Source organism: Nonomuraea sp. MTCD27, from assembly GCF_041950495.1.
Classification (GTDB): Bacteria; Actinomycetota; Actinomycetes; order Streptosporangiales; family Streptosporangiaceae; genus Nonomuraea.
On sequence record NZ_JBGNUW010000037.1, the window covers coordinates 42,656 to 65,387 of the forward strand.

25 protein-coding genes are annotated in these 22,732 nt (G+C 63.1%); 12 read left to right on the plus strand and 13 right to left on the minus strand.

Going from position 1 to position 22,732, the window contains the following annotated elements; translation table 11 throughout:
• Positions 1-265 precede the first annotated feature (265 nt).
• Both ACBJ59_RS57955 and ACBJ59_RS57960 read left to right on the plus strand, forming a co-directional pair.
• Positions 266-916 carry an HAD family hydrolase gene (locus tag ACBJ59_RS57955; protein ID WP_375118532.1) on the plus strand — a complete coding sequence of 217 codons (651 nt, stop codon included), beginning with the start codon at positions 266-268 and terminating at the stop codon, positions 914-916.
• Between the two features lie 198 nt (positions 917-1,114).
• A complete protein-coding gene (locus ACBJ59_RS57960) occupies positions 1,115-1,519 on the plus strand; it encodes a hypothetical protein (protein WP_375118533.1) in 405 nt (134 codons plus the stop codon).
• 8 nt (positions 1,520-1,527) lie between these two features.
• On the opposite strand, the gene ACBJ59_RS57965 is transcribed toward ACBJ59_RS57960, so the two are convergent.
• The 11 genes from ACBJ59_RS57965 to ACBJ59_RS58015 form a co-directional block, all read right to left on the minus strand.
• Positions 1,528-1,821: a hypothetical protein gene (locus tag ACBJ59_RS57965; protein WP_375118534.1), complete on the minus strand. Its 294-nt coding sequence runs from the start codon at positions 1,819-1,821 to the stop codon at positions 1,528-1,530.
• A 2-nt stretch (positions 1,822-1,823) separates the two neighbouring features.
• Positions 1,824-3,581, minus strand: coding sequence for a hypothetical protein (locus ACBJ59_RS57970; protein WP_375118535.1), 1,758 nt, complete (start codon positions 3,579-3,581; stop codon positions 1,824-1,826).
• Positions 3,582-4,015: 434 nt separating this feature from the next.
• Positions 4,016-4,210, minus strand: coding sequence for a hypothetical protein (locus tag ACBJ59_RS57975; protein ID WP_375118536.1), 195 nt, complete (start codon positions 4,208-4,210; stop codon positions 4,016-4,018).
• Positions 4,211-4,564: 354 nt separating this feature from the next.
• Positions 4,565-5,929 carry a tyrosine-type recombinase/integrase gene (locus ACBJ59_RS57980; protein ID WP_375118537.1) on the minus strand — a complete coding sequence of 455 codons (1,365 nt, stop codon included), beginning with the start codon at positions 5,927-5,929 and terminating at the stop codon, positions 4,565-4,567.
• The gene (locus ACBJ59_RS57985; protein ID WP_375118538.1) at positions 5,926-6,117 is read right to left on the minus strand and encodes a helix-turn-helix transcriptional regulator; all 192 of its coding nucleotides are present in this window, start codon (positions 6,115-6,117) and stop codon (positions 5,926-5,928) included. The genes ACBJ59_RS57980 and ACBJ59_RS57985 overlap by 4 nt, the downstream gene beginning before the upstream one ends.
• Positions 6,114-7,445, minus strand: coding sequence for a replication initiator (locus ACBJ59_RS57990; protein WP_375118539.1), 1,332 nt, complete (start codon positions 7,443-7,445; stop codon positions 6,114-6,116). The genes ACBJ59_RS57985 and ACBJ59_RS57990 overlap by 4 nt, the downstream gene beginning before the upstream one ends.
• A gap of 249 nt (positions 7,446-7,694) precedes the next feature.
• Complete coding sequence (locus ACBJ59_RS57995; protein WP_375118540.1) at positions 7,695-7,856, minus strand: hypothetical protein; 162 nt, start codon at positions 7,854-7,856, stop codon at positions 7,695-7,697.
• A gap of 10 nt (positions 7,857-7,866) precedes the next feature.
• The gene (locus tag ACBJ59_RS58000; RefSeq protein ID WP_375118541.1) at positions 7,867-8,196 is read right to left on the minus strand and encodes a hypothetical protein; all 330 of its coding nucleotides are present in this window, start codon (positions 8,194-8,196) and stop codon (positions 7,867-7,869) included.
• A gap of 9 nt (positions 8,197-8,205) precedes the next feature.
• Positions 8,206-8,910: a DUF2637 domain-containing protein gene (locus ACBJ59_RS58005; RefSeq protein WP_375118542.1), complete on the minus strand. Its 705-nt coding sequence runs from the start codon at positions 8,908-8,910 to the stop codon at positions 8,206-8,208.
• A 21-nt stretch (positions 8,911-8,931) separates the two neighbouring features.
• Positions 8,932-10,266, minus strand: a complete 1,335-nt coding sequence (locus ACBJ59_RS58010; RefSeq protein WP_375118543.1) for an FtsK/SpoIIIE domain-containing protein — start codon at positions 10,264-10,266, stop codon at positions 8,932-8,934.
• A complete protein-coding gene (locus ACBJ59_RS58015) occupies positions 10,259-10,588 on the minus strand; it encodes a hypothetical protein (RefSeq protein ID WP_375118544.1) in 330 nt (109 codons plus the stop codon). Before ACBJ59_RS58015 ends, ACBJ59_RS58010 begins: the two co-directional genes overlap by 8 nt.
• 148 nt (positions 10,589-10,736) lie before the next feature.
• Between ACBJ59_RS58015 and ACBJ59_RS58020 the strand changes: the two genes are divergently transcribed.
• The 3 genes from ACBJ59_RS58020 to ACBJ59_RS58030 all read left to right on the plus strand — a co-directional run bounded on the left by ACBJ59_RS58020 (position 10,737) and on the right by ACBJ59_RS58030 (position 12,940).
• Complete coding sequence (locus ACBJ59_RS58020) at positions 10,737-11,102, plus strand: winged helix-turn-helix domain-containing protein (protein ID WP_375118545.1); 366 nt, start codon at positions 10,737-10,739, stop codon at positions 11,100-11,102.
• Positions 11,103-11,348: 246 nt separating this feature from the next.
• Positions 11,349-12,377 (plus strand): AAA family ATPase, encoded by a 1,029-nt coding sequence (locus ACBJ59_RS58025; RefSeq protein ID WP_375118546.1) that lies wholly within the window; start codon positions 11,349-11,351, stop codon positions 12,375-12,377.
• On the plus strand, positions 12,374-12,940 hold the full coding sequence (locus tag ACBJ59_RS58030; RefSeq protein ID WP_375118547.1) for a guanylate kinase: 567 nt from the start codon (positions 12,374-12,376) through the stop codon (positions 12,938-12,940). The genes ACBJ59_RS58025 and ACBJ59_RS58030 overlap by 4 nt, the downstream gene beginning before the upstream one ends.
• On the opposite strand, the gene ACBJ59_RS58035 is transcribed toward ACBJ59_RS58030, so the two are convergent.
• Positions 12,928-13,221, minus strand: coding sequence for a hypothetical protein (locus ACBJ59_RS58035; RefSeq protein ID WP_375118548.1), 294 nt, complete (start codon positions 13,219-13,221; stop codon positions 12,928-12,930). The genes ACBJ59_RS58030 and ACBJ59_RS58035 overlap by 13 nt on opposite strands.
• Positions 13,222-13,564: 343 nt before the next feature.
• Between ACBJ59_RS58035 and ACBJ59_RS58040 the strand changes: the two genes are divergently transcribed.
• The 3 genes from ACBJ59_RS58040 to ACBJ59_RS58050 all read left to right on the plus strand — a co-directional run bounded on the left by ACBJ59_RS58040 (position 13,565) and on the right by ACBJ59_RS58050 (position 16,385).
• Positions 13,565-13,816 carry a GntR family transcriptional regulator gene (locus ACBJ59_RS58040; RefSeq protein ID WP_375118549.1) on the plus strand — a complete coding sequence of 84 codons (252 nt, stop codon included), beginning with the start codon at positions 13,565-13,567 and terminating at the stop codon, positions 13,814-13,816.
• 33 nt (positions 13,817-13,849) lie between these two features.
• The gene (locus tag ACBJ59_RS58045) at positions 13,850-14,323 is read left to right on the plus strand and encodes an NUDIX hydrolase (protein WP_375118550.1); all 474 of its coding nucleotides are present in this window, start codon (positions 13,850-13,852) and stop codon (positions 14,321-14,323) included.
• A gap of 625 nt (positions 14,324-14,948) precedes the next feature.
• Complete coding sequence (locus ACBJ59_RS58050; RefSeq protein ID WP_375118551.1) at positions 14,949-16,385, plus strand: DNA phosphorothioation-associated putative methyltransferase; 1,437 nt, start codon at positions 14,949-14,951, stop codon at positions 16,383-16,385.
• 5 nt (positions 16,386-16,390) lie between these two features.
• Here ACBJ59_RS58050 and dndA read toward each other — a convergent pair whose 3' ends face one another.
• Positions 16,391-17,539: a cysteine desulfurase DndA gene (gene dndA, locus ACBJ59_RS58055; RefSeq protein ID WP_375118552.1), complete on the minus strand. Its 1,149-nt coding sequence runs from the start codon at positions 17,537-17,539 to the stop codon at positions 16,391-16,393.
• A gap of 74 nt (positions 17,540-17,613) precedes the next feature.
• Between dndA and dndB the strand changes: the two genes are divergently transcribed.
• The 4 genes from dndB to dndE are packed head-to-tail and all read left to right on the plus strand — an operon-like array spanning position 17,614 to position 22,582.
• Positions 17,614-18,744 carry a DNA sulfur modification protein DndB gene (dndB, locus tag ACBJ59_RS58060; protein ID WP_375118553.1) on the plus strand — a complete coding sequence of 377 codons (1,131 nt, stop codon included), beginning with the start codon at positions 17,614-17,616 and terminating at the stop codon, positions 18,742-18,744.
• Positions 18,741-20,234: a DNA phosphorothioation system sulfurtransferase DndC gene (gene dndC / locus ACBJ59_RS58065; RefSeq protein WP_375118554.1), complete on the plus strand. Its 1,494-nt coding sequence runs from the start codon at positions 18,741-18,743 to the stop codon at positions 20,232-20,234. The genes dndB and dndC overlap by 4 nt, the downstream gene beginning before the upstream one ends.
• Complete coding sequence (dndD, locus tag ACBJ59_RS58070; protein WP_375118555.1) at positions 20,221-22,212, plus strand: DNA sulfur modification protein DndD; 1,992 nt, start codon at positions 20,221-20,223, stop codon at positions 22,210-22,212. The genes dndC and dndD overlap by 14 nt, the downstream gene beginning before the upstream one ends.
• Complete coding sequence (gene dndE / locus ACBJ59_RS58075) at positions 22,202-22,582, plus strand: DNA sulfur modification protein DndE (RefSeq protein ID WP_375118556.1); 381 nt, start codon at positions 22,202-22,204, stop codon at positions 22,580-22,582. Before dndD ends, dndE begins: the two co-directional genes overlap by 11 nt.
• Positions 22,583-22,732: the final 150 nt, after the last annotated feature.

A 22,732-nucleotide genomic window follows, 5' to 3' on the forward strand; every position in this document is an offset into this window, starting at 1 on the left:
TCTCCTAAAGCGGGTGCCGCAGGTTCGAATCCTGCCGGGGGCACTCATCTCTACCAGGCATTTTGGCCTCTGACCTGCGGTTTCTCTACCGCAGGTCTTTTGCTTTCCGGACCCACGGTAGGCCGCCGAGGGCAGCCGAATGCAGCCGTAGGACAGCGTTCTGGGGACATGTGGGGGATGATCTTGAAGGCATTCCCCGAGGTCAGCGCCACGATTCGGAGGGCAGGCTGTCGCTATCGAGCCGCTCGTCTCTAAGATCGGCGGCGTGCAGCGCCTCGCCCTCTTTGACCTTGATCGAACGCTTATCGACCTCGATGCCGCCTTCCGCCGATGGGCCGAGGAGTTCGCAGAGCGACACCGCTTGGACTCCGAGGGGCTCGCGTGGCTTGCCTCCCAAGATCAGGATACGCACCCACATCGCGACGTGTTCTTTAGTAGGGTCCGCGAACGCTTCACGCTGGCGGAGTCGGTCGAGGAACTATGGGCCGGTTACCGCCGACGCATGCCTCACCTCGTCCAGTGCTACCCAGGTGTTTTAGCGGGCTTAGCCGAACTGCGGGGCGCCGGGTGGCGGGTAGGGATTGTCACGAACGGCATGGCGGACAACCAACTCGGCAAGCTCCGCCGTACTGGTCTGGCCGATGCAGTCGACGGCTACGCCGTTTCAGGGGTCGAGGACATCCGGAAGCCTGAGAGCGGCCTGTTCGAGATCGCCGCTCAGCGGTGCGGAACCAGCCTGGCCGAGGGTGGATGGATGGTCGGCGACAACCTTATCGCCGACATCCAAGGCGGGCAGACGGCCGGACTTCGTACGATCTGGATCGATCGTGGAACGTGGTCAGGACGCAAGCACCGAGCCGACCATGTGGTAGCCGATGCCGTAGAAGCAATCGCCATCATGCGTGATGCGCGCTGATACCAGCTTGGCCGCCCTCCAGGCTCGCAGCCAAATAGGCGTTTAGTACGTAGCAGGCATACAAGGTGTACGAGGGCGTGACGCTTAGGTAGTGTCCAGGGCGTGCGCCTAAATGATCGCCGACTGCCCGTTGTTGCCGCGGTGCTCGTCTCTCTCGCGGTTGTGGCTGGTTGCACGGGGAGCACTGACAAGCCCACGATGGACGAGGCCTCGAAACAGCTCATCACGGTCGGCGACAAACTAGTCGCCTCACAGGCGTTAACCACTACGGGGTCGGCGACCGCGACCGAAAAGGCCACCCAGGACAGCGAAGCAGGTTGCCTAAAGGGTCAAGTTCAGCGATTCTTCCGAGCCCAAGGTGACCTCAAAGGGCCGCCATATGTGCACTCACCAGGTAGCGCAGCCGCTCTGATATCGAGCTGGCTACGGTTGCAAGGGTACGAAAAGATTGTGGATGACCTCGATCTTCGCGACGAGAACCTAGGCATGGCCGTGCTGCAACACCCGACGACCGGGATCACGTTCCTGATCACCGTACGCAATGCACAGAAGCCGAACATTTTGATCGTCGGTAAGACCAGCTGCTACGAACGCAACAGATAACCTCGGGCTCAGCTGGGCATCTGCGCCGCCTCCGCACGTGCAAGCTGAGCTTGCTTACGAAGACGATCAGCAGTGGTTGTACAGCTATCTTTGAGCTGGCTGATCTCGCGTTGCAGTTGCAAGGCGTGAGTGGCGAATCGGCCTGCGGCCGGCCCCTTCCAGAACGTGTCAACACTCTCGGGCCTTGTCAGCATGCCGGCGAAGACACCATTCAGCGCTTCGGCATATCGTATGAGGCTGGCGGCGAGCAGTTCCTTATCAGCAGCCTGCCGAAGTAGCTGGCTTTGGCTCGGGATCGTCATACTCACCCTCCTCGTTGTTTCAGCGCCGTGACAAGTGCGTCATAGAGTCGCCCGCGGAACGCCATACGCACCTCATTACGTTGAGAGTCAGTCAACGGCTTCTGTCCGTGCCGGGCCAGCGATTCATTCACCCAATCGGCCTGTTGTTGGACGATGCCGTCCGCGACGGACTCCGCCGTGGCCGGAGTCTTCTTGTCGAAGTAATCCGTGATCACGCCCTTGAGGCCGTCCTTGGCCTCGTCCATCCCGGCGTCACGGGCGGTGGCCACGTTGGCGTCCTGGATGGGCCAGTACTTGTTGGAGAGCCACGAGACGGGCAGCAGCGCGACCCCTGCGAGCCAGTCGGCGTATTCGTCGTCGGTCCACTCGGCATGGGTCGAGCCGCTCAGCATCAGATTCGCCGCACCTCCGGCAAGTGCCGCGCGGGAGGTGTATTGGTCCTGGGTGGCCTCGTCTCCGAAGGGGCGGAACCGGCCGATGTCCAGGCCCAGCGTGTAGTCCTGTGACGCTTTCATCAGGATGTTCGCGGCGTCCTTGTCCTGCATCAAGCTGCCCATGAACCGGGAAGCGTCATCGGGGGCGAGGGTGTCCCATGGCGACGTGGGGAAGGTCGACTTCAGCTCTGGGGAGTCGCGCTTGGATTGTCCGCGGGCGAGTTGGTCGAGATAGGGGGCCACGTTCTTGGCCAAGGTTTCACTGATCGGAGAATCCTTGATCGTGCCCCACGAACCGCCGATCCACGGGCTGTTCTCGGCGCCCATTCCCCGAATGATGTTGAACCAGGCTCGATCGCGGACATCGGCTGTTCCGGCGTTTGGGTTCAACGCCTTGTCCAGCGCTCCCGCGAGCTTCGCTTCGAGGCCGTCAACGCCGCTCATCCGGGCGCGCTGGGGATGCAGGAGCCAGCCTGCGGCGTCCTTGTTGTCAGCCAGGAGCGTTTGCAATGCCTGTGGGTCGGCGTTGTACGCCTCCACCAGAGCGTTCAGATTCCAATTGGGGCTGGTCGGGAGGTCTGCCCCCAGTGGGCGGCCGAGCACACGCAGCGCCACCTGATTAAGGAGTCTGCTCGACGGCTTGGACATCGCGATCAGTGCGGTCAGTACGCCGGGCTGAGTGGATTCCATGAACTTGCCGCGCCACTCCTCCCCCAGCCGCCCGGCGCGTTCCGCGTTGGCGTACGCCTCGGCCAGTGGTCCCAGACTCTCCCGGCCCTGCTGAAGCACAGCCGGCGGAAGCCCTCTGTCCATGGCCGGACCTTTGTCTTTCATCCAGTGCATGAACAGTGCACGGAATTTGTCCGGCCCCAGGGCTTTCAGCAAGGCGGCGGCGTACGCGGGATCGTTCAGCTTCTCCTTCGTCGCCCCTGTCGCCTCGGTCACCATCCGCCAGGTCTCTACCGAGCTCTCGACCTCATGCTGCTTGAGTGCATCCGTGATGGCTTTCGCATCGGCTTTCCCCTGACGCGCGGCCTCGGCTTCGCTGTCGAAGGGTAAGAACACGCTCAGCAGGCCATTTCCGGAACTCGGAACCATCTGCTTGAGCGTGTCCATCCGCCACTTGAGATCACGCTGCGTCTCGTCAAAGAACGCCCAGGACCGGTGCATGGCCGTCACTCCTGCGGGGCCGGTCCACGACGCGCCCGCCTCGGCGATGGCCGCCTCCAGCCCGTGCCGCGTGCGTCCCAGGACGTCCTTGCCGCCCTCCATCTCGCGCATGAGCTGTTCCGCCCGGCTGGGGTCGATCCCGACGAACTCCCCCATAGACCCTCCCAGAGGGTGTGGCTACAAAGGAGGAGTCAAGCACAACAGCTAATCCCGGTAAATGCCTCACACATCCCTATAAGCAACCGGAATTACACGCACTGTGGCAGAAATTGCCGGATTTCAGGGCGGACATCGCAGCAAGGCCCATTGCGCTCTCCCTTGCTCTCGAGCGCTATCCGAGGATGGAGTGACAGGCCCAGTTACGGATTCGAAACTCGGGACGGGAAGGCGGGAAGCGTGCGTCACACTGCGCGGCGATCCACGGCACCGCTGGCTTGCTGTCTCTGACTCGTGGATCGTTGTTTCTGGTCTTCCTCGCGCGGTCCGCGGGAACCACGGTCTTCGCGGGCGGAGCCAGCAGCTCATTTCGATGACGCTGGCTCCGCACAGCCGGGAGAGCTGATCGACGGTGGGGCCTTGGCGCTTTCCCCTTACTCTTCGACGAGTTGGGAGTTGGCCGGGGCGTTGTCGAGGGTAGCGCTCGTGGCGAAGGCGTCGGAGATGGAGTGGGCGCGACCGAGCGCCCGGCGACGCTCGGGGCGGATGTCGGCGTCAAAGCGGCGTTCGATCGTGACGCGGCGCTGTCCGTTCCCCAGGAACTTGACCAGATGCTGAAGGCAACGCACCCGAGGAGACCGGCGACAAGCGCCGGCCGAGCCAGCCAACGTCTATCTCGCTGCGGTGATCGCTCTGGTGGAGTGGGAGTCGAGTACCTCCGCCAACCGAAGGAGTCAGACTCGGCGCCAGGCCGACGCCGGTCTCGGAGCGGCAGGCCGTACGGCGGGCGCCGCAGCGGGCGTAGTTCTTCGGGCGAGGGGGTGCGGTGGTTCTGGTCTTCGTGCATGATCCTCCCTATTGGCCGCCCGTGCCTGCCAGCGTGCCGCAGGACCCCCACATTGAGGGGGAATGACTCGGCAAAGACAGCGGTGCAAGACGAACCGGCCCCGGGACGAGCGGGGCCGGAAGCGGATTAATGCGGGCTATGTGTCCAGGGCGTCGTTGATCTTGCCGTTGATCTGCTCCTGCTGGCCGTCCATGCACTTGGCATAGACCCGCAGCAGGACGTCGACGCTGTGTCCAGCCCTCTTGGCGACTTCAGGAGCCGGGACGCCGGCGTTCAACCAGAGCGACACCGCCGCATGACGGAGGTCGTACGGCCGGACAGCCAGCGACGATGCGACCTGAGCCGGAGTGAGCGCGAGCTTGCGGGCTTCCTGCCAGACGTACGAGTGCGCGGAACTGGAGTAGGTGCCGCCAGTTCTCGTGCTGAAGATCCTCCCGTCCTTGGCCGTGCCGAAATCGGCGATGTGTTCGCGGAGCATTGCCACCAGGACGGGCGGGATTGGGATCTCACGCGTTTCCTTGTCCGCGCGGTGCTTCAGACTGCGCGACTCGTGAGTCTGGCCGGAGTCGGTCCAGCGCTTCGTCGCCTGCGGTCGCGCCTTCTCCAGGACGATCAGGCCCCACCCTGTCTTGGGCAGCGTGCAGTTCGTCAGCCGCAGGTCCGCCGCCTCTTCCGGCCGCAACGCCGCGTAATAGATGCAGGCGAACAGCGCCTTGAGGCGAGGTCCGCGCTTGCGGCCCACCTTGGGCACGGCGTCGAGCAGTTGCCGCGCTTGGACCGGGTTGACCACGGTACGCGGATCGACGACCGTGACCGCCTTCGGAGCCGTCCATTTGATCCCGTCCAGTGGATTGCTGCCGAACACCTTTTCCTCCACTGCATGCTCCAGCAGGTGATGGAGGATGGTGCGCTTGCGCCGTACCGTGTTCGCTCCGGCTGGAGTTCCGGCGAAGGTGACCGAAATGGCGGCGAGCCCCGTACGGAGGACATGCGGCTCCTTCAGCTCGGACAGCGGAAGAGACGCCCGCTCCAGCCAGCCCAATGCCGCGGTTTGGGCCGCGGTCAGGGCAGGGCGCCGCTTCTCCGGAATGAGCGCGTAGGTCCTCAGGACTTCCCGCAGTTCCTCGGCCGTGGGACGCCGCGGCGCGTCAGCCACCAGGGCAGGGACCAGCGACAGGAGCGCGTAGGCGTCCGTCTCCCGGGTGCGGGGCGCCGAGGTGCTCCAGCGGCGGAGCACGTACGCCTGAGCGAACTCGAAGAACGTCGGGCCAGTGGACGCACGCGCCAGCATCGACACCGGCAATCCGGTGACGATGTCGAACTCCTCCCCCATCTTCGCCGCCTGCCGCAGGTCGGACATGAAGGCATTGGCCAGGCCCTTGGTCCGGAAGCTCTTGGATTTCGGCTTCCCTCCCACGCGCCAACGGGCGATGAACGTAGGCGTGTCGCGGTCCAGGCGGTGCTGGATCGCGCCGAGCTTCACGTCGTACGTGGTGTTCACACCGTCTCCCGTCGCGAGTCCAGCCAGATCATGAGATCGCTCCGCCAGACGCGGAGCTCGTGGTTGGGCAACTGGACGCAGGCAGGCGCACGGCCCAGTTCGCGCCAGCGGTAGAAGGTGCGGCGGGACACGCCGCCCAGCTCGGCGAGCACCTGCGGGACAGTCAGCAGCTCATCTCGCCTACTCATCGGCCATCACCACCGGCCGTTGTCAGACGGGTACCGGTGAGCGCAGCCGCGAGGACCTGTTCTCCGATGGAGAGCCCCTGACCGGCGTACTCCCAGTGGCCGATGACGAGGACGGTGTCCTCATCGAAGAGCGGGAGCCGTCCGGTGGTGATCTCTTCGGCGCGCATGTGTTCCTCACGCGCGGCACGGAGTTCGCCGAGAGTGGTGGAGTAGCGGCGGCTCTTTGTGGAGAAGTGACCACGGAAGCCGAGCATGTGAGCCCAGCGGCTGAGCCCGAGGTCGGCCAGGCCGGAGCGGTTGCCCAGGCGCATACAGGCCGCGATCAGACGGCGGGCGTGCTCGCGGACGGGCAGAGCATCGAGGTTGTCGAGAGGTTGGATGCGTCGGTCCAGGGTGCCGACGCATTCAGCGGCTTTGGTGGCGTATTTGGCGATGTAGGCGGCGACGGCCTGCTCGGTGAGGTCGCCGTTCATGGTGATGCGGCGGACGTCGAGTTGTGTCCCCCAGCGGAAAGTTCGGTTGAGCGGCTTGATCTCTGCAGTGACGACTACCGCCGCGTGCTGGGCAGCTTCCGCCAGTGCATCGGCGTTCGCCCAGACCGGTGGCGGCGAGGAGGGGCCGTCAGGGCCGTCGAGGCGGATCACCGCGTGGAAATGGACGACGCCGCGGCGCTGGTATTCGGCGACCTTGGCGAAGGAGATCATCACTTGCTCGCGCAGGGCCTTGACGGTCAGGCCGTTGAGCCTGGCGAAGCGGCGGCGCAGGGCGAGCGTGAAGCGCCGCCACAGCTCCGGGCTGATCGCGTTGAACAGGACCGAGCCGTCGTAGTCGTAGCAGTCGGTGCAGAGCGGCTCCCCGAGGCGTGGATCGTCGGCGCTGTGCCGGGCGGTGCAGGACATGACGTGTCCGTGTGAGCACGTCTCGGCGTCACGGCGGGCGTGGCAGGGCAGGACCTTGCCGTTCTTCTCCCGCCGAACATGGACCGCTCCAAACGATGGCGCGGTGAGCGTGACGAACAGACACGGGTGGGCGCTGACCGTCTCGGGCACGCCCTTGCCGCCGATGAGGCCGGCGCGGACGAGTTGGTAGGTGTCGGCGCGGTAGACCTCGGCGCAGGCTGGGCAGCGTGAGGCGCGGCGGGTCTTGCACGGCACGCGAAGGACGCCGTTGGGTTCGGTGCGGGTGGTGTAGCGGTGGAGGAGTTGTCCGGTGGCCTGGTCGTAGTGTTCGACCTTGCCGCGCAGGTGGATGGGCTGGCGGCAGCCGCCGGTGCGCTTGATCTGGCAGGCCCAGCGGTCGTAGTCCGCTTGGTGGAGCCGGTCGATCATTCCGGCGACGGCATGGCTGTGGGCAAGGTGGGGCAAGATGGGTTCCGTCCTATCCAGTGACGCTGGTGTGGATGGCCCCCGGCCTGGCGGACGTCTTGGCGGATGTGTGGCCAGGCGGGGGGCGCTACGGCTATGCGCCGTGGTTGTCGATGCCGCTGCCGTCGCAGTCGGCGCAGGTCTGGTCGTCGGTGAGGCCGGTGCCGTTGCAGGTGCAGCAGCGGTAGTGAGCAAGCATGGCGTCCATGGTGATCACCTGTTGTCGCGCGGTATGACGCGGATGTAGACGCGGTACTTGCGCGGGTGGGCGCGGTCGGGGAACGCCCGGGACATCGCGGTGACGGTGAAGACTTCGCGCAGGTGGATCATGCCGAGCATGATCTCCGCGCGGTTTCCTTCTAGGCGGATGCGCATGGTGGTTCTCCTAGTTGGCGTCGGGCGCGATGCAGCCGCGGTAGCTGTTATCGGCGTCGTGGCGGGCACGGGCGGCGGCGAGGATCGCCACGGCGCGGTACTCGACCGGTCCGAAGAAGACCGAGGTCGCGTAGTGGCCGTACGGGGAGTCCTCGAAGTCGATGTCAGAGCCGACACGAGCGGCGATCTGGTCGATCTCGGCACGTAGGTCGTCGTCGTTGTCGTGGTCCGGGAAGTGGTGGAGCGTGAGGCTGGACGAGACGGGGACGTCGGGATGGGCTTCCAGGAAGATGGCCAGGTTGATTAGGCCGTTGATGAGGGCTCTGCGGTGATCGTGCATGGTGCTCCTTCAGAAGGTTTCTGGTGTGGTCCGCAGGGTGCGGAGCAGGTCCGAGGCGAGTTGGTTGGACACGCCCAGGCGGGCGCGGAGTAGGTCGCGCGTGATGGGTTTGCCGTGATTGGCGTGGTGTTCGCTGGCAACGCGGCGGGCGTAGTCGATCAGTTGCGGGTCGGGTGTGGGTCCGTCGTCCTGGCCGTCCTCGTTCTCGTCTGCGGGGACGAGGGCGGGACGGTCCGATTGCGGGACGGACTGCGTCCTGTCCGGGACGGACGGGGACGCTGTCGCCCAGGACGAGGACGTCTGCGGGACGTCTGTGGACGGTTCGGTGCGGGCTACGGTGGCGCGACGTTCGAGCATCGACACCGCGACGAGGAAGGCGCCGGCCGGGGTGGCTGCGGTGATCCAGCCCCAGACGGTCGGGTCGGCTTGCTGCAGGTTGGCGGCCAGGGACAGGACGATGCCGCCGGTCAGGACGAGGACGGGCCAGGAGACGAGGCCACGCGGCGCTTTGCCGGTCTTCCTGTCCCGCTGGCGCTCACGGGCGGCCATGACGCAGGTCAGGTCGATGCAGATGGCGATGGCCCAGGCCATCCAGCCGTCCTGGCCGTTCTCGGTGGCCGTGTCGCGGATGTGCGTGAAGGAACCGGCCCCCGCGATGGCGGCCAGGACGAGGACGGGTCCGGTGTCGAGCAGCCAGGCGGCGAAGCGGCGCATATCGTTCCTCCTCTCGACCGGTCAGGCGGTCTGTGAGTCGGAGATCTGGTGAGGCTGGGCCGCCATGACCTCGTCCCAGGACGGTGCGAGGTCGGCGTAGGTGCGGGCAGCGTTTTCGGCAGCCTGCTCGCTGACATAGAAGGAGCGGGCGCGGTACCACTGACCGTCTTGTGAGGCGACGATGGCGACGCCTGGTGTCTCGGCGGCGATGGCGCGAGCGGAGTCGAGCGCCGCCGGGTCGAGATCGCCGAGGGTCATGGTGGCGGTCTCGGGGTCGTTGACGCGGTGGCAGATGCGTCCCGAGCACTGCGCTCGGAGAGCCGTAACGCCGGGGCCGAGGTCGGAGCCGATGCGCTGGCCGCAGCAGAATAGATAGATACCGAACGCCCGCCCGAGTTGCGCCACCCGCAGGAGCGCGGTAGAGGTCCTGGCGATCTCCTCCTTCTCCGACTTGTCGGCCATCAGGTACAGCTCGGCCAGCTCGTCCACCAGGACCACGACCGGTACCGGACGCATGCCGGGTGGGAGTTGCCAGATGTTGCGCGCCGAGGCCATCCGGCACACACCCATCCGGTCGGTCATGAGCGCCACCAGGTCATCCAGCAGTCCGCCGCACTCGGCCCGGGTGGTGGCCAGCGCGGACAGGCGCGGCGCGTACGGAGTGAACTCCACGCCGCCCTTGAGGTCGAAGCCGACCAACGCCACCGGCTGCGGTGCCAGACCGACGATGAGCGCGTTGGCGAGGTTGGACTTGCCGGACTGCGTGGCCCCCGCGTTGATCCAATGCGGGACGGTCTTGAAATCGACGACCCACAGTCCACCTGTCTCCAGCCGTCCCACGGTGACCTTGAGGAGTTCAGTAGAGAGTGGAAGTTCGTCGACCTTGACCAGCGGGTCACGGACGGTGGCGGCCAGCCGTATCCGCCCCGGTTTGTCAGACGAGACGCGCACGGCGTGCACGCCCCACGAGTGCGCCAGCCGTTCGGCGACGTCGGCGTAGTCGGCGGGAATCTGCCCTTCCAAGGTGTGCAGGGTGACCCGCCAGCCGTAGCGGGTCGGCATGGGCAGCCACATGAACGGCTTGGTGTCCACGGCAATGCGCTGCCACTTGCGCCGGACACGGACAACGCCGGTCGAGGCGACCAGGCCGGGGACTGTGGTGAACCAGAAGCGCTGCCGCTTCTTGGTCAGGCCGCAACCGAGGGCGACCTTGCGCCACGAGGCGCGCACACTGATCGCGGTCAGCGGGAAACCGATCACGAGCCAGAAGGTCCGGTAATGCCAGTGGCGCCAGGCCCACAGCCCGGCCGCGACTGCGGCCAGGACTCCGAGCGTCGTGAGGAACTGGTCAGACACTCGCGGCCTCCTGCTGCGGGAGCAGCGCGGCGGCGCGATAGCTGATGCCCCACTTTCCGGCGATCTCCCAGACGTAGCCGAGCAGACCGACCGCGTTGACGGCATCGCCAGCCTTGATGGGCGGTTCTCCGGCGATGCCGATCTTGACGAGCTCGATCCGGCCCGACTCGTCCTCCACCGAGACGGTGACCTCGTAGACGGTGTTGCCGTTCTTGTCGGTCTTGATCTCGCCGGTGTCGCGGTTGAGCACGCGAGGGCGCGGGGCCTTCACGCAGGTGATGACGAGCTTGCCGGTGTCCACAGGGATGGGGACGGTTCGCATGGTGTGGTTCCTTCGTTCGTTCGGACTCTTAGAATACATAGAACGCTTGGAATTCTAAGTTGTCAAGGGCTTCCACGAAGACTTGGTTGGCATGTCGTACGGGCTGTGCTGAACTGGAGGGGCACGCCACCCTCACGGAAGGCCTCGGATGGTCGAGAAGACCGGTCGCCCCGGCTACCTCCAGATAGCCGACGACCTTCGTTCGCAGATCAGGACGGGCTCACTTGCGTCCGGCGCTGCGCTGCCCTCGACTGCCCAGTTGTGCCAGCGTTACGACGTGTCCGCCAGCGTGGTCAAAGCAGCGATCAGCGTTCTTCGCACCGAGGGCCTGATCGTCGGCCAGCAGGGCAAGGGCGTGTTCGTCCGCGAGGACGCGGCAGCATCGGTCGAGGAGCCGGCCTCGTCGGAGGTCATGGAGCAGCTTGCTCAGATGCGGAGCACCCTGGCGACTCTTGGCGAGCGGATCGCGGATCTGGAGAAGGCCGTGTTCCAAGGGCCGAAGCGATCTCGCTGACCCGGCAGGCCAACTCCTCCATTTCAGACCGAATGGCCTGAAGTTCGTTGATGATCTGCTGATTTTCGGTCACCCGGCACCCCCTTTCTGATCAGTCGTTATCCCGGCGGGGATGCCGTTAGTTCATCGCGTATCGGCGCTGGTGAGTATCACGGAGCGTTAGCTAAGCTTCTTCATTGCTGCCTGCACGGCGGTTACACATGCGCTTACACATTGCACGCCCCTTGAAGTGCGCAAAAGGATGCGATGAAGACAATTCACCGCCCTGGATGGCAACCGCTGGTCCTCCGACAGCACCGCGAAGCACACGGACTCACCCTCGAAGCCGCAGGTGATCAGCTACGGCGGGTGGCCGCACGCCACGGCCTCACCGCGCCGGCCGCTAATTTCCAGACACTTTGGGCACATGAACAGGGATCGGTGTATCCCGGACCTCACTACCGGAGAGCGTACTGCCTCCTATACCAGGCAAATGAACCCGCGCTGGGTTTCCGTCTGCCGCTTCCCGGTGAAATAGCCGAAGTGGAAAATTCCATCTCGGATTTGCCTCAACCCACCGATCCCGCCACTGACAACGCCGCCGCGCAGGTGATCGAAGAAACGCTGCTCAAGGTCTCAGGCGCCCCATCCAACGCCGAACAGAACGCGCTTCTCAACCGCGTTGTGGATGCCTGGCGACGCCGCCACGGGCAGGGCAGCCCGAAGCCCATACTCACCCTCGTCGGCGGCTACGCCGGGTCCGGCAAGACAGAATTCTCCCGTTTCCTGTCCGACGTCACCGGCTGGGCCTTCCTGGACAAGGACTCCCTGACCCGCGCCATGGCCGAACGCCTGCTCATCTCCCTCGGCGGCGATCCCCATGACCGGCACACCGATCTCTACCTTCGCGAGGTCCGCCCCCTGGAGTACCGATGCCTGATGGAAACCGCGTTCGACAACCTCAAGGTCGGAACCTCGGCGATCCTGTCGGCCCCGTTCATCGCCGAATTGGCCGAACCTGACTGGGTGTCCCGCCTGACCAACCGGTGCGCAGCCAAGGGCATCGACGTGGCAGTGGTATGGGTGCGATGCGACCCCGAATCCATGCGGGAGTACATCGAGTTCCGCGGAGCCCCCCGCGACTCCTGGAAGCTCGACAACTGGGACAAGTACGTCAGCGGCCTCAACACCGAGAGCAGCCCATCCACGGCACACATCACCGTGGACAACCGGCTGGGCGCTGCGATCAGCCTGGCCGACCAGACCCGCGAAACCCTGAAACGGATCCTCACATGATGGGCATCGTGCTGTACGGTCCACCGGCCAGCGGCAAGACCACCGTCACCACCGCCCTCGCCCAGCTCGACCCGCGGTTCACGCTGGTGCGCAAACTCAAGTCGGGGAACCGGCGCGGCACCGAATACGACTTCGTGAGCGCCGAGGAGCTTGCCGCACTGCGGGCAGCGGGGCGGCTACTGGTCGAATCCCACCGCTACGGCAACACGTATGCCATCGACCGCGAGCAGGTCGACCGGCTCAACGCCGCCGGACGGGTGCCGGTCGTCCACCTGGGCGACATCTCAGGCATCCGCCAGCTGGTGCAGGTCAGCCCGTGGTTTGTCGTCCTGCTCTGGACCCCACGCGAGGTTTGCGAGCGGCGCTCCCGCGAGCGTGGGGACCACGACACCACTAAGCGCCTTCGGGCGTGGGACGAGGCCCTCGCCGACTTGTCCGTCAACGGCGACGGGCTGTTCGCCCGCCGGATCCGGAGTGACCAAGCCACGCCCGAGGAGATAGCTCAGCGGACGGCCGCCGCGTTCTATGAACAGCAGATGATGCCGGGCGATCAGCGGGCCTGACCGGTCATGATCTGCAGCCACAGTTCCCGTGCCGGCCGCGCGCGAATGCGCGGACTCTCCCAGATCTCCTTGGGGTCCTCGGAGATGAGCTGCCGCACGAACCACAAGCCACCCAGCGTGCAGAACTCGAACATCGGGTACGTGCACACGCAACTATGCTCGCGTACCCGCACTCGCTCGGTAGGGGACAGAGGCCGAGCCCAGTCCACCCGGGCGGACTGCGCGAATGGGGCGGCCACGTGCAGGCTGTGATACTCGAAGTGCGAAGGCGGGAGCCTCACGACCTCACCACCTTCCGCGCCTCGTCTTCAACCAGTGAAACGAACTTGTCCATGTCGCACGCACTCACTGTCTGGTGCAGTCCTCTGTCGATGTCGATGTTCCGGAGCTGGACACCGCGGCGAGTCGCGTAGAACACTCCGGCGTCGCTACAGAAGAACGACCAGGCGGGGAACCGAGCGCGAAGCGCGTCGAGCTCGTAACTCGTTGTTGCCATACGGGCAGCGTAAAAGCCAAGGAGAGAGCCTGTCTACCCCTATAGACCCCACGGGGCCTCTAGGGGTACCGATAGGTCCATATAGGCGAGTGAAGACCCGTGGCGCCCCCTTTCTACCCTTAGCTCTTGTGATTGACTTCGAGCCGGATCGCCCTCGCTGGCAGCAGATCGCCGACGTGCTCCGCGCACGCATCAGCGATGGCGAATACCCGCCAAAGTACCTTGTCTCGGAAGTTCGCCTCGTCCAGGAGTTCGGCGTAGCCCGCGACACGATCCGTAAGGCGATCCGCCAACTACGCGAAGAAGGCCTGATCTACACCGTGCCGAACCTCGGTAGCTTCGTCAGCCCACCACCCGAAGCCGAGCCCGCCGAAAGCTGAACAGCACAGCGCGTCCCGAGTAGGCTCCCGAATGTGAACCGGCGGATCGATTACTACGACGACCCGAACGCACCCGCGCCGAACAGCCTCGTGCCCTCCGTCAATGTCGTCGTCACCAACGAGGCCGGCGACCTACTCCTGATCTGCCGTACCGACAACGACAACTGGGCACTCCCCGGCGGAGCGATCGACCTGGGCGAGTCCATCCCTGCGGCCGCCGTTCGGGAGACGCGGGAGGAGACGGGGATCACGTGCGAGATCACTGGCATCGTGGGCACCTACAGCGATCCCAAGCACGTCATCCTCTACACCAGCAACGGCGAGGTTCGACAGGAGTTCTCCATCGTCCTCACCGCCCAGGCCGTCAGCGGCCGGCCGACTCCGAGCAGCGAATCTCGGGAAGTGCGCTGGGTGCCGCAGGACGAGCTCGACAACTGCCAGATGCACCGCTCCATGCGTATGAGGATCAGCCACTTCCTCCAGGACAACCGCCCGCACATCGGCTGAACTCGTTTCCCGGCAGGCAGCAAGCGCATGACAGCAGCGAGCAGCGCGGTATGGCCGTAGATCAGGGACATACGCTGACACGAAGATCCACGTCCAGGACCGTGTCGGGACCGATGGATGAGAACTTTCTCTACGGTTTCAAGGGTGGTCCGCCTGCGGCGGCCCACCGCGCTCGGGCGGTTGGCAGGCCGGGCTGCGGCTCTCCGGCCGGTCCCGGCCGCCACCGCCCGCACGCGCATAGTCGACAGTAGTCGTCAATTTACGCCGTGACGATCGCTCACTTCGGTTCTCGCCAGATATGGTCGGGCGATCGGCTGCCGCGCGGCTTCCGGTGCTCGGGCCTGACGGCCCTGCGCTCCGGGTCCGCTTGCCATCGAACAACGTGGTTGCCCCCTCAGCAGCGCCCGCCACCGCTTTGTCTGAAGAGCAGCTCGAAGCAGATCTCCCGTAGATAGGGTCCTACTCATGACCGTTGAGATCGAGGTCCTACGGCACGGAAATACAACAACACAGCCTCACGAGGCCATACAAACATGCGTCACGACATAGAGGCTGTTCGGAGCACTTCCCTGCCGAGATCGCTGTCACCTTCAGCCGTGAGGGGATTGCACGAGGGCGTGATTATGTGATTCCGGAAACACGGAGCATTAAACGTAGACTGACCGCTATCACCCGAGATGCGTTGTCCGTTCCAGCCCGTCAGGCGGTCCTGGATAAGCAGATCCTGCCGGGCAGCTCAGTACTCGACTATGGGTGCGGCCGCGGAGGCGATGTACGCGCTCTACGGCGAATGGGATGCGAAGCAGTTGGTTGGGACCCCTTCTACCAGCCCGATGTGCGGCTCCAGCCAACAGCGATCGTTCTCCTCACGTACGTTGTAAACGTCATCGAGGATCCCGCTGAGCGGCGCCGTACGTTGGCGCACGCATGGGAACTTGCAGGTACAGTTCTGATTGTTTCTGCACGTCTCACCTGGGAGCGATCCAAAGTCCAAGGTGAGGAGTTCAGCGATGGGCTACTTACTCGACGCAAAACTTTCCAGCATTTCTTCGACGCGAGCGAGCTGCGGAAATTCGTAGAGGATGTAACTGGAGTCCGAGCCGTCTCAGCAGCACCTGGAGTTGTGTACGCTTTCAAGGACGACGCAGCTCGCTTGACCTATCTCGCTCGCCGAATCTTCACCGGCGACCAGTGGCTGACCTCCGACGATACGTCATCCGCTATTGCCGCCCTGATCGATTATGCAGAGCGGCGTGGGCGTCCCCCTCGGATAGAGGAATTGCCCCCGCGAATGACTCAGCAACTCAGACAGTTGCGTCCAGAAGAGGTTCGGCGGCTCGTAAGCAATGCCGCCGAACCTGCCAAGCTAACCGAGGGAGCCAAGCGCACAACCCTCAACACGCTGCTGTTCCTTGCGGTCGAACTGTTCAATGGCCGAGGTCCCTTCACACGCCTGCCGTTGACCGTGCAGTTGGACATCCGCACGTTCTTTTCTTCCTACAAAGAAGCGTGTCAGCGCGCCGACCGGCTGCTGCTCAAACTGCGGGACGACGATTACGTCCGTCGAGCAATGACCGCTTCGAAGGCGGGAAAGGTGACCCCGACCGCGCTGTACGTCCACAGGCGAGCCATAGAGCGGATACCCACCGTGCTGCGACTCTATGAGCACTGCGCGTCGATCGCCGCCGGCAGGCCACATGGCTGGACAGTCGGTAAGCTCTGCCATCAGGAGCGGGCGGTGAGCTGGCTAGATTACCCAGACTTTGATACCGACCCGCACCCGCGCCTACTTACGTCTTACCAAGTGGACCTGATGACCTTCAAGACTACCTATCGATCCTATAGTGCGTCCGACAACCGGCCATTGCTGCACCGTAAGCACGAGTTTCTCCACCCCGATGACCCTGACGCTGATAAATACCGGCGGCTAACTGGGGCAGAGCTACGTGCCGGTTTGTATGAGCGCCCCCACCTGATCGGCAAAGAGAGCGGCTGGGAGCAGGAACTCCTGCGCTGTGGAAGAGCGCTGCGCGGACACCGCCTTGTGCGTAACCGCAAATGAAATCGTTAGCTGCGTGGCTGCAGCTTCGAGATGATTCGGGCCAACTCCTCTACCTCAAGATCACTCGCCTGCACGGGGACCCACGAAAAGCGTAGCCCGTTAGACGCCACCTCCTCCGGCAAGCCCATGGCGCGAAGCACGTGACTCGGGGTGTAGGAGGCGCTCGTGCAGGCGGATCCAGTTGCGATTGCCGCCGTGTCCTTGAGCATGACGATCAACGCCTCGGCATCCACATCCTCAATAGTGACATTAAGGATGTGCGGCACGATGTGCTCTTGATCGCCGTTGATACGAAAGCGGACGGACTCGAGCGCCTGCAGAAGCCGAGTACGCAGCGCTCTGGCGCCCTCTTCCCACTCGGGGCGCTCGTCCTGGAAAATTTCGGCCGCCTTGGCAAGACCCATAATCAGAGGCACTGGTAGCGTTCCCGGACGCAGGCCCCATTCTTGCCCCCCGCCGAACATAATCGGCTTTAGCGGAACCCTCTCGTCATCCATCTCCGCTCGCCGTCGGACGATCAATGCACCAATGCCCTTAGGCGCACCGATCTTGTGTCCGCTGATACTGATCATGTCGATAGGCGCTGTAAGATCGCTGGGCAACTTGCCGTACCCCTGGGCGGCGTCCACGTGCAGATACGTGGGCGTAGCTCGCAGTCTGCGCGCCAGCTCGGCGACAGGCTGTATCACACCTGTCTCATTGTTCACGTGCATGAGCGACACCAGGAGGGTGTCAGGCCGTAGCCGCTCCGTGACTTCATCAACGGAGATGCGGCCTGAAGAACCGGGCCTGAGGAAGTCGACCTCGAAGCCGCGGCCTGCCAGGTGTTCCAACGGCTCAAGGACCGCCTTATGCTCGATAGCCGACGTGATGATGTGGCGTCGGCCGGTGCGCTCACCGTACGGGGCGAGCCCTAGCAGAGCGATGTTGTTGCTCTCAGTAGCACCGCTGGTGAAGATCAACTCATCCGGCTCGGCAGCTACTGTGGCCGCCAGGTACTCGCGGGCGCGTTGCACTCCGCGCTTGGCACGGGTGCCGTACTCGTGCGTGCGACTACCCGCGTTGCCGAAGTCCTCAGTCATCCAGTGCATGACAACGTCAGCCACACGCTGGTCGACACGGGTCGTCGCCGCCACATCGAGGTATGTCGCCATCCGGCCCAACCCACCTTTAACGTTATCCTGTAAGCCCTGTACGTCTTTTCCCTGACGTACGATAGCGTGATCGCGTGGGTGCTCCAGTAGCTTCTGAGTCTGTAGAAACGGCGACGTCTGCCGGGTTTGAGTACATTTTTCCCGCCATCCGCGGCATCCAGGCAGGTCGTGAGTTCTATGTGTCCATGTGCCCGCTGCGACTCATCCCGAAGATCTTCCTCTACGACGAGGACGAGCTTGCGCCCGAGGTGCGAGCTCAGCGCACCCTGAACAAGGGACGCCTCCCGGCACTAACCCGCTACATCGTCAACAACCCCAATGACTACGTCTTCAGCGCCCTAACCGCGTCCGTCGATGGTGACATCCACTTCGAGGGCATCGCTGACAGGGGCGTGGCGATGCGTGTGGGCCAGATCCGGATCTCAATGGCTGCTCGGTTCCTGATCAACGATGGCCAGCACCGACGTGCCGCGATTGAGCAGGCGCTGAAGGAGAACCCCGACCTCGGCGAGGAGACGATCGCCGTGGTCTTCTTCCAGGATTCCGGCCTCGCACGCTGCCAGCAGATGTTCGCTGATCTGAATCGACATGCCGTACGACCTCCACGATCTATCGGGCTTCTGTATGATCACCGCGACGACCTAGCGGCCGCGGTGCGACTGGTCACCATGCGAGCGTCGGTCTTCAAGGGATACGTGGAGATGGAGAGCAGCACGCTGTCCCAGCGCTCTCGCAAGCTCTTCACCTTGAGCTCGGTGTATTACGCCACTCAGTCTCTGTTGCAGGGTCTAAAGATCAGCAAGGATCAAGCCCACGAGCTGGCCGAGGCGTACTGGACTGCTATCGACTCAGAGATCCCAGAGTGGCAAATGGTGCGGCGTCGGCAGCTATCAGCGCAGGAGGTCCGGCGTGACTACCTCCACAGCCACGGGATCGCTCTGCACGCTCTGGGGCGGGTAGGCAACTCGCTGTTGCGAGAGTCGTTGGCCCCACCGGATTGGGCACAGACTTTGACCCGACTTTCGTTGGTGGACTGGTCACGCGCCAACACCGACTGGGAAGGGCGCGCGCTATCGGGGGGCCGCGTGTCCAAGAGCCACCAGCACCTGACCTTGACCGCCAACTACTTGCGTCACCACCTGGAGCTCGTTCTGAGCGCAGAAGAACAGCGCATGGAAGACGCATATCTACGAGGAGAGTCATGAGCACCCCCAAGTCGGCGGCACCTTTTCAGGACAGGCCTCTTGCGGAGATCGTCGGTGAGCTAACGGAGGAGATCCGTGAGCTATACATGGCTGACGAGGTGCCTTGGGTGGTCGGATACAGCGGGGGCAAGGACTCCACCGCTGTCCTTCAGCTTGTTTGGCTAGCGCTCAAGGAGCTGCCGGCAGATCAACGCGTCAAGCCGGTGCATGTGATCAGCACGGACACGTTGGTAGAAAACCCCGTCGTCTCCGCCTGGGTTAGCCAGTCCTTGGACACCATGCGGACAGCCGCAAACCAGCAAGACCTCCCCATCGAATCACACAAGTTGACCCCTCAGATTAAGGACACTTTCTGGGTCAACTTGATCGGTCGCGGCTATCCGGCTCCCCGCCCAAAATTCCGGTGGTGCACCGAGCGTCTAAAGATCAAGCCATCGAACGCTTTCATCCGGCGAGTCGTTCGCCGACATGGCGAAGCCATCTTGGTGCTCGGTATTCGCAAAGCGGAGAGTCATGCACGAGCCCGGGCGATGGCCAGACATGAGAAGGGTCGCGTGCGCGAACGCCTCTCTCCTAACGGGAACTTGCCCAACTCGCTTGTTTACAGCCCCATAGAGGCATGGTCTACAGACGAAGTTTGGGCCTTCCTCATGCAGTACCCCAATCCGTGGGGCCATCGGAACAAAGATCTACTGTCGATGTATCAAGGGGCGTCAGATGACTCTGAGTGTCCCTTGGTTGTCGACGACACCACGCCGTCATGTGGAGACAGTCGCTTCGGCTGCTGGACCTGCACTCTCGTCGAGCAGGACAAGTCCATGACAGCCATGATTCGCAACGACGAAGAGAAGCAGTGGATGCGACCGCTGCTGAAGCTACGTAACGAACTCGACGATGTAAACAAGGAGAATGAGACCAGGGACTTCAGACGTATGAACGGCGCCGTTCAGCTGTTTCATGATGGGACTATCCGAGGCCCATACAAGCAGTCTGCACGCGAGGATTGGTTGCGCAAGCTACTTAATGCACAAGCTCAGGTTCGCAAGAAGGCACCTGAGCACGTGCGCAATATCGAACTTATTTCGATAGAGGAGCTACACGAAATCCGCAGGATTTGGGTCTTCGAGAAGCACGAAGTCGAGGACTCGCTCCCCGAGATCTACCAAGAAGCCGTCGGAGAAAAATTCCCCGGCCTCCCCCTAGACGAGCAGCTCGTTCTGGGCGCCGAGGAAATTGGCCTCCTCAAGGATGCGTGTGAGGACGACCCAATCCACCTTTCGATGACGCGCGAGCTTCTCGCCATCGAGCGGCAGTACCGAACCAGGACTAGAAGAGCTGGCCTGTTTGACGCCTTGGAGAAGGCCATCAAGAAGGGCTACTACGAGGACGCTGACGACGCCGTCGAATTCGCCCGTGAGTTGCAGCAGCTGCGTGAGGACGATCTGACCCAAGAAACACTGGACGAGAAGACCACCGATGCACCTGCATAAGCTAACGCTCCACGACTTCGGCCTGTACCGGGGCAAGCACTCGTTGGACTTGCGCGTAAAGTCGAAGCACCCCATCGTCTTGATCGGCGGCTTGAATGGCTGCGGAAAGACGACACTCTTGGATGCCATCCAGCTTGTACTATACGGCCCAAGAGCCCGCTGTAGCGGGCGCGAACACCGCTCCTATGACGCGTATCTTCGTGAAAGTATCAACCGCGCTAGCGATCCAGCTCGTGGCGCCAGGCTTGAGCTCGAGTTCTCAATTACTGTCGAAGGCCATCCGCGCATCTATCAGGTGGTTCGGACATGGAGCGTCAATGGCAAGCAACTGCGAGAGAGCCTAGACGTAGCCATTGATGGACAGCACAGCTACAGTATTAGCGAAGGCTGGGCCGAGCATGTCGAAGAGATCCTGCCCCTTGAGGTCGCCTCACTGTTCTTTTTTGACGGAGAAAAGGTCGAGCAACTGGCCGATCCCAGCCGAGCTGCCGATGTAATAGAGGCAGCAGTACACTCCCTTCTGGGTGTCCGGGCGGTAGAACAGCTGCGTACAGACCTCCTTGCCCTTCAACGCCGCCAGCGGCTCTCGGATGAAGACCAGGAGGTCCTCGATCAGCTTCATGCCCTGCAGATCAAGCGCCAGGCGGCGGGCGAAGAGGTGTCTGACCAAAACCAGCGTTTGGCGGACGCGAATACGCGCTTCGAGCGCGCACAGTTCGAGCTAGAAAAGCTTGAGCGTGCTTTTGAACGCGCTGGAGGCCGCCTCTATGAAGACCGTCGTGGGCTTGAAGAGCGAAGAAATGCGATAGCAACGCGACTTAGCGAAACGCAAAAGGCGCTCCGTGAACTAGCCACAGGGCCTCTACCGCTAATGCTATTGCGCGAGCAACTTGCCACACTGCGGGAGCAAGCTGTGCGCGAGGAAGGGGCAATCGAAGCTCGGGCGATAGTCGGAATCCTCCACGCACGTGACGCGTGGCTAATCGAGCAGTTGCCCGACAGCGTGCCCGCATCGGCTCGTACGGCATTGCAGAGGATGCTAACCGTCGACCGCAGCAAACGGGAGTCCGCTGCAGAGCTGATGCAAGACCTGAAACTTCCAAGAGCCCTTGCGCAGAAGTTGTCCACGATGGATCACGTGCTACAGGCAGACTCGACCCGCGCTACAGAACTGCTTGAAAGCGTCAATGAAGCGGTACATCTGCTCCAAGAAGCCGATCGCCTTCTAGCTGCTGTACCCGATGATCAGCAAATCAAGGTCCTCATCGAGAATCGTCAGCAGGCTATGGACGCGGTTGCCGTAGCTAAAGCGGCGGTAGAACACAACAGTGGGCTGCTGGAGGAGGCAAAAAACCGCCGCGACCGCTTTGAAGCGGACTTGGAGCGCTTGCAACAACAGCGAATTAAGGCCCGCATTCGTGAGAAAGAGCTACAGCGCATAGTCGCCTATGCAGAGAAGGCTCGCAGTACCTTGGAGCGGTTCCGCGAGGCGCTTCTGCGCAAGCACATCAACAGTCTGGAAGTAGCTGTCCTCCGTAGTTTTCAAAAGCTGATGAGGAAGAACGGGCTGATTAGCGACTTGCGGATCGACACTGGCAGATTCCGACTCATTCTCACGGATCGTGACGGGGAACCGATTGATCCGGCCCGACTCAGCGCGGGAGAGCGTCAACTATTGGCTATCTCGTTGCTTTGGGGCCTTGCCAAGGTTGCCGGCAATCGTCTCCCCACCATAATCGACACACCTCTAGGCCGCCTGGATAGCCGCCACCGAGAGCACCTCGTCGATCGCTACTTTCCAGACGCCGGCCAGCAGGTGCTCTTGCTATCCACGGACGAGGAGATCGACGAGCCTCTGTTGCAACGGTTGAAGCCCTCAATCGCTCACAGCTATGTCCTGGTGTATGACGACGACACGTTTTCCACAAGCATCAAGCGTGGCTACTGGTGGACGGAGGGAGCCTTGCATGCCGTCTGAGATCACCATACGACTGTCTCAAGCTGCCAAAGATCAACTAGCTTGGCTCAAGCGCCACACCGGACTAACTCAGTGGAATGAGCTATGCCGATGGGCGCTCGTTCTCTCCCTACGCGACCCCTCCACTCCACTTGTTCGGGATATCACCACTGACTCCAACGTCGAGATCGCCTGGAAGACCTTCGCTGGCCCCTACGGCGACATCTACCTGTCCCTGCTGAAGCAAAGGTGTGCGGCCGACGGCGAGGATCCCACAGACGTCGCTGTAAGTAGGACGTTGCTCATCCATGTACACCGCGGCATCGGCTTCCTGGCTGGACGCCAGGACCTACGCTCCATTCAAGACCTCATCGCCATCGCCGCGAAGTAGATCACGGGCCTGCTTCCTCTCAAGGCAGCAGGCCTATATCTCCCTCACAGCGTGGAGATTGAACCGGGAGAGGTCCGGTCGTGGCAGCAGTCACGAGGCAACGCTTTTACCGAAGTTACTGGGTCCGGGCTGAACGGGAGTCCCTCCACG

What these genes read in the sequence shown, in the direction of transcription:
- ACBJ59_RS57960 (WP_375118533.1), top strand. Translation starts at nt 1,115, where the DNA reads ATGGACGAGGCCTCGAAACAGCTCATCACGGTCGGCGACAAACTAGTC.
- ACBJ59_RS57965 (WP_375118534.1), bottom strand. Translation starts at nt 1,821, where the DNA reads ATGACGATCCCGAGCCAAAGCCAGCTACTTCGGCAGGCTGCTGATAAG.
- ACBJ59_RS57970 (WP_375118535.1), bottom strand. Translation starts at nt 3,581, where the DNA reads ATGGGGGAGTTCGTCGGGATCGACCCCAGCCGGGCGGAACAGCTCATG.
- ACBJ59_RS57985 (WP_375118538.1), bottom strand. Translation starts at nt 6,117, where the DNA reads ATGAGTAGGCGAGATGAGCTGCTGACTGTCCCGCAGGTGCTCGCCGAG.
- ACBJ59_RS57990 (WP_375118539.1), bottom strand. Translation starts at nt 7,445, where the DNA reads ATGATCGACCGGCTCCACCAAGCGGACTACGACCGCTGGGCCTGCCAG.
- ACBJ59_RS57995 (WP_375118540.1), bottom strand. Translation starts at nt 7,856, where the DNA reads ATGCGCATCCGCCTAGAAGGAAACCGCGCGGAGATCATGCTCGGCATG.
- ACBJ59_RS58000 (WP_375118541.1), bottom strand. Translation starts at nt 8,196, where the DNA reads ATGCACGATCACCGCAGAGCCCTCATCAACGGCCTAATCAACCTGGCC.
- ACBJ59_RS58005 (WP_375118542.1), bottom strand. Translation starts at nt 8,910, where the DNA reads ATGCGCCGCTTCGCCGCCTGGCTGCTCGACACCGGACCCGTCCTCGTC.
- ACBJ59_RS58015 (WP_375118544.1), bottom strand. Translation starts at nt 10,588, where the DNA reads ATGCGAACCGTCCCCATCCCTGTGGACACCGGCAAGCTCGTCATCACC.
- ACBJ59_RS58020 (WP_375118545.1), top strand. Translation starts at nt 10,737, where the DNA reads ATGGTCGAGAAGACCGGTCGCCCCGGCTACCTCCAGATAGCCGACGAC.
- ACBJ59_RS58025 (WP_375118546.1), top strand. Translation starts at nt 11,349, where the DNA reads ATGAAGACAATTCACCGCCCTGGATGGCAACCGCTGGTCCTCCGACAG.
- ACBJ59_RS58030 (WP_375118547.1), top strand. Translation starts at nt 12,374, where the DNA reads ATGATGGGCATCGTGCTGTACGGTCCACCGGCCAGCGGCAAGACCACC.
- dndA (WP_375118552.1), bottom strand. Translation starts at nt 17,539, where the DNA reads ATGGCGACATACCTCGATGTGGCGGCGACGACCCGTGTCGACCAGCGT.
- dndC (WP_375118554.1), top strand. Translation starts at nt 18,741, where the DNA reads ATGAGCACCCCCAAGTCGGCGGCACCTTTTCAGGACAGGCCTCTTGCG.
- dndD (WP_375118555.1), top strand. Translation starts at nt 20,221, where the DNA reads ATGCACCTGCATAAGCTAACGCTCCACGACTTCGGCCTGTACCGGGGC.
- dndE (WP_375118556.1), top strand. Translation starts at nt 22,202, where the DNA reads ATGCCGTCTGAGATCACCATACGACTGTCTCAAGCTGCCAAAGATCAA.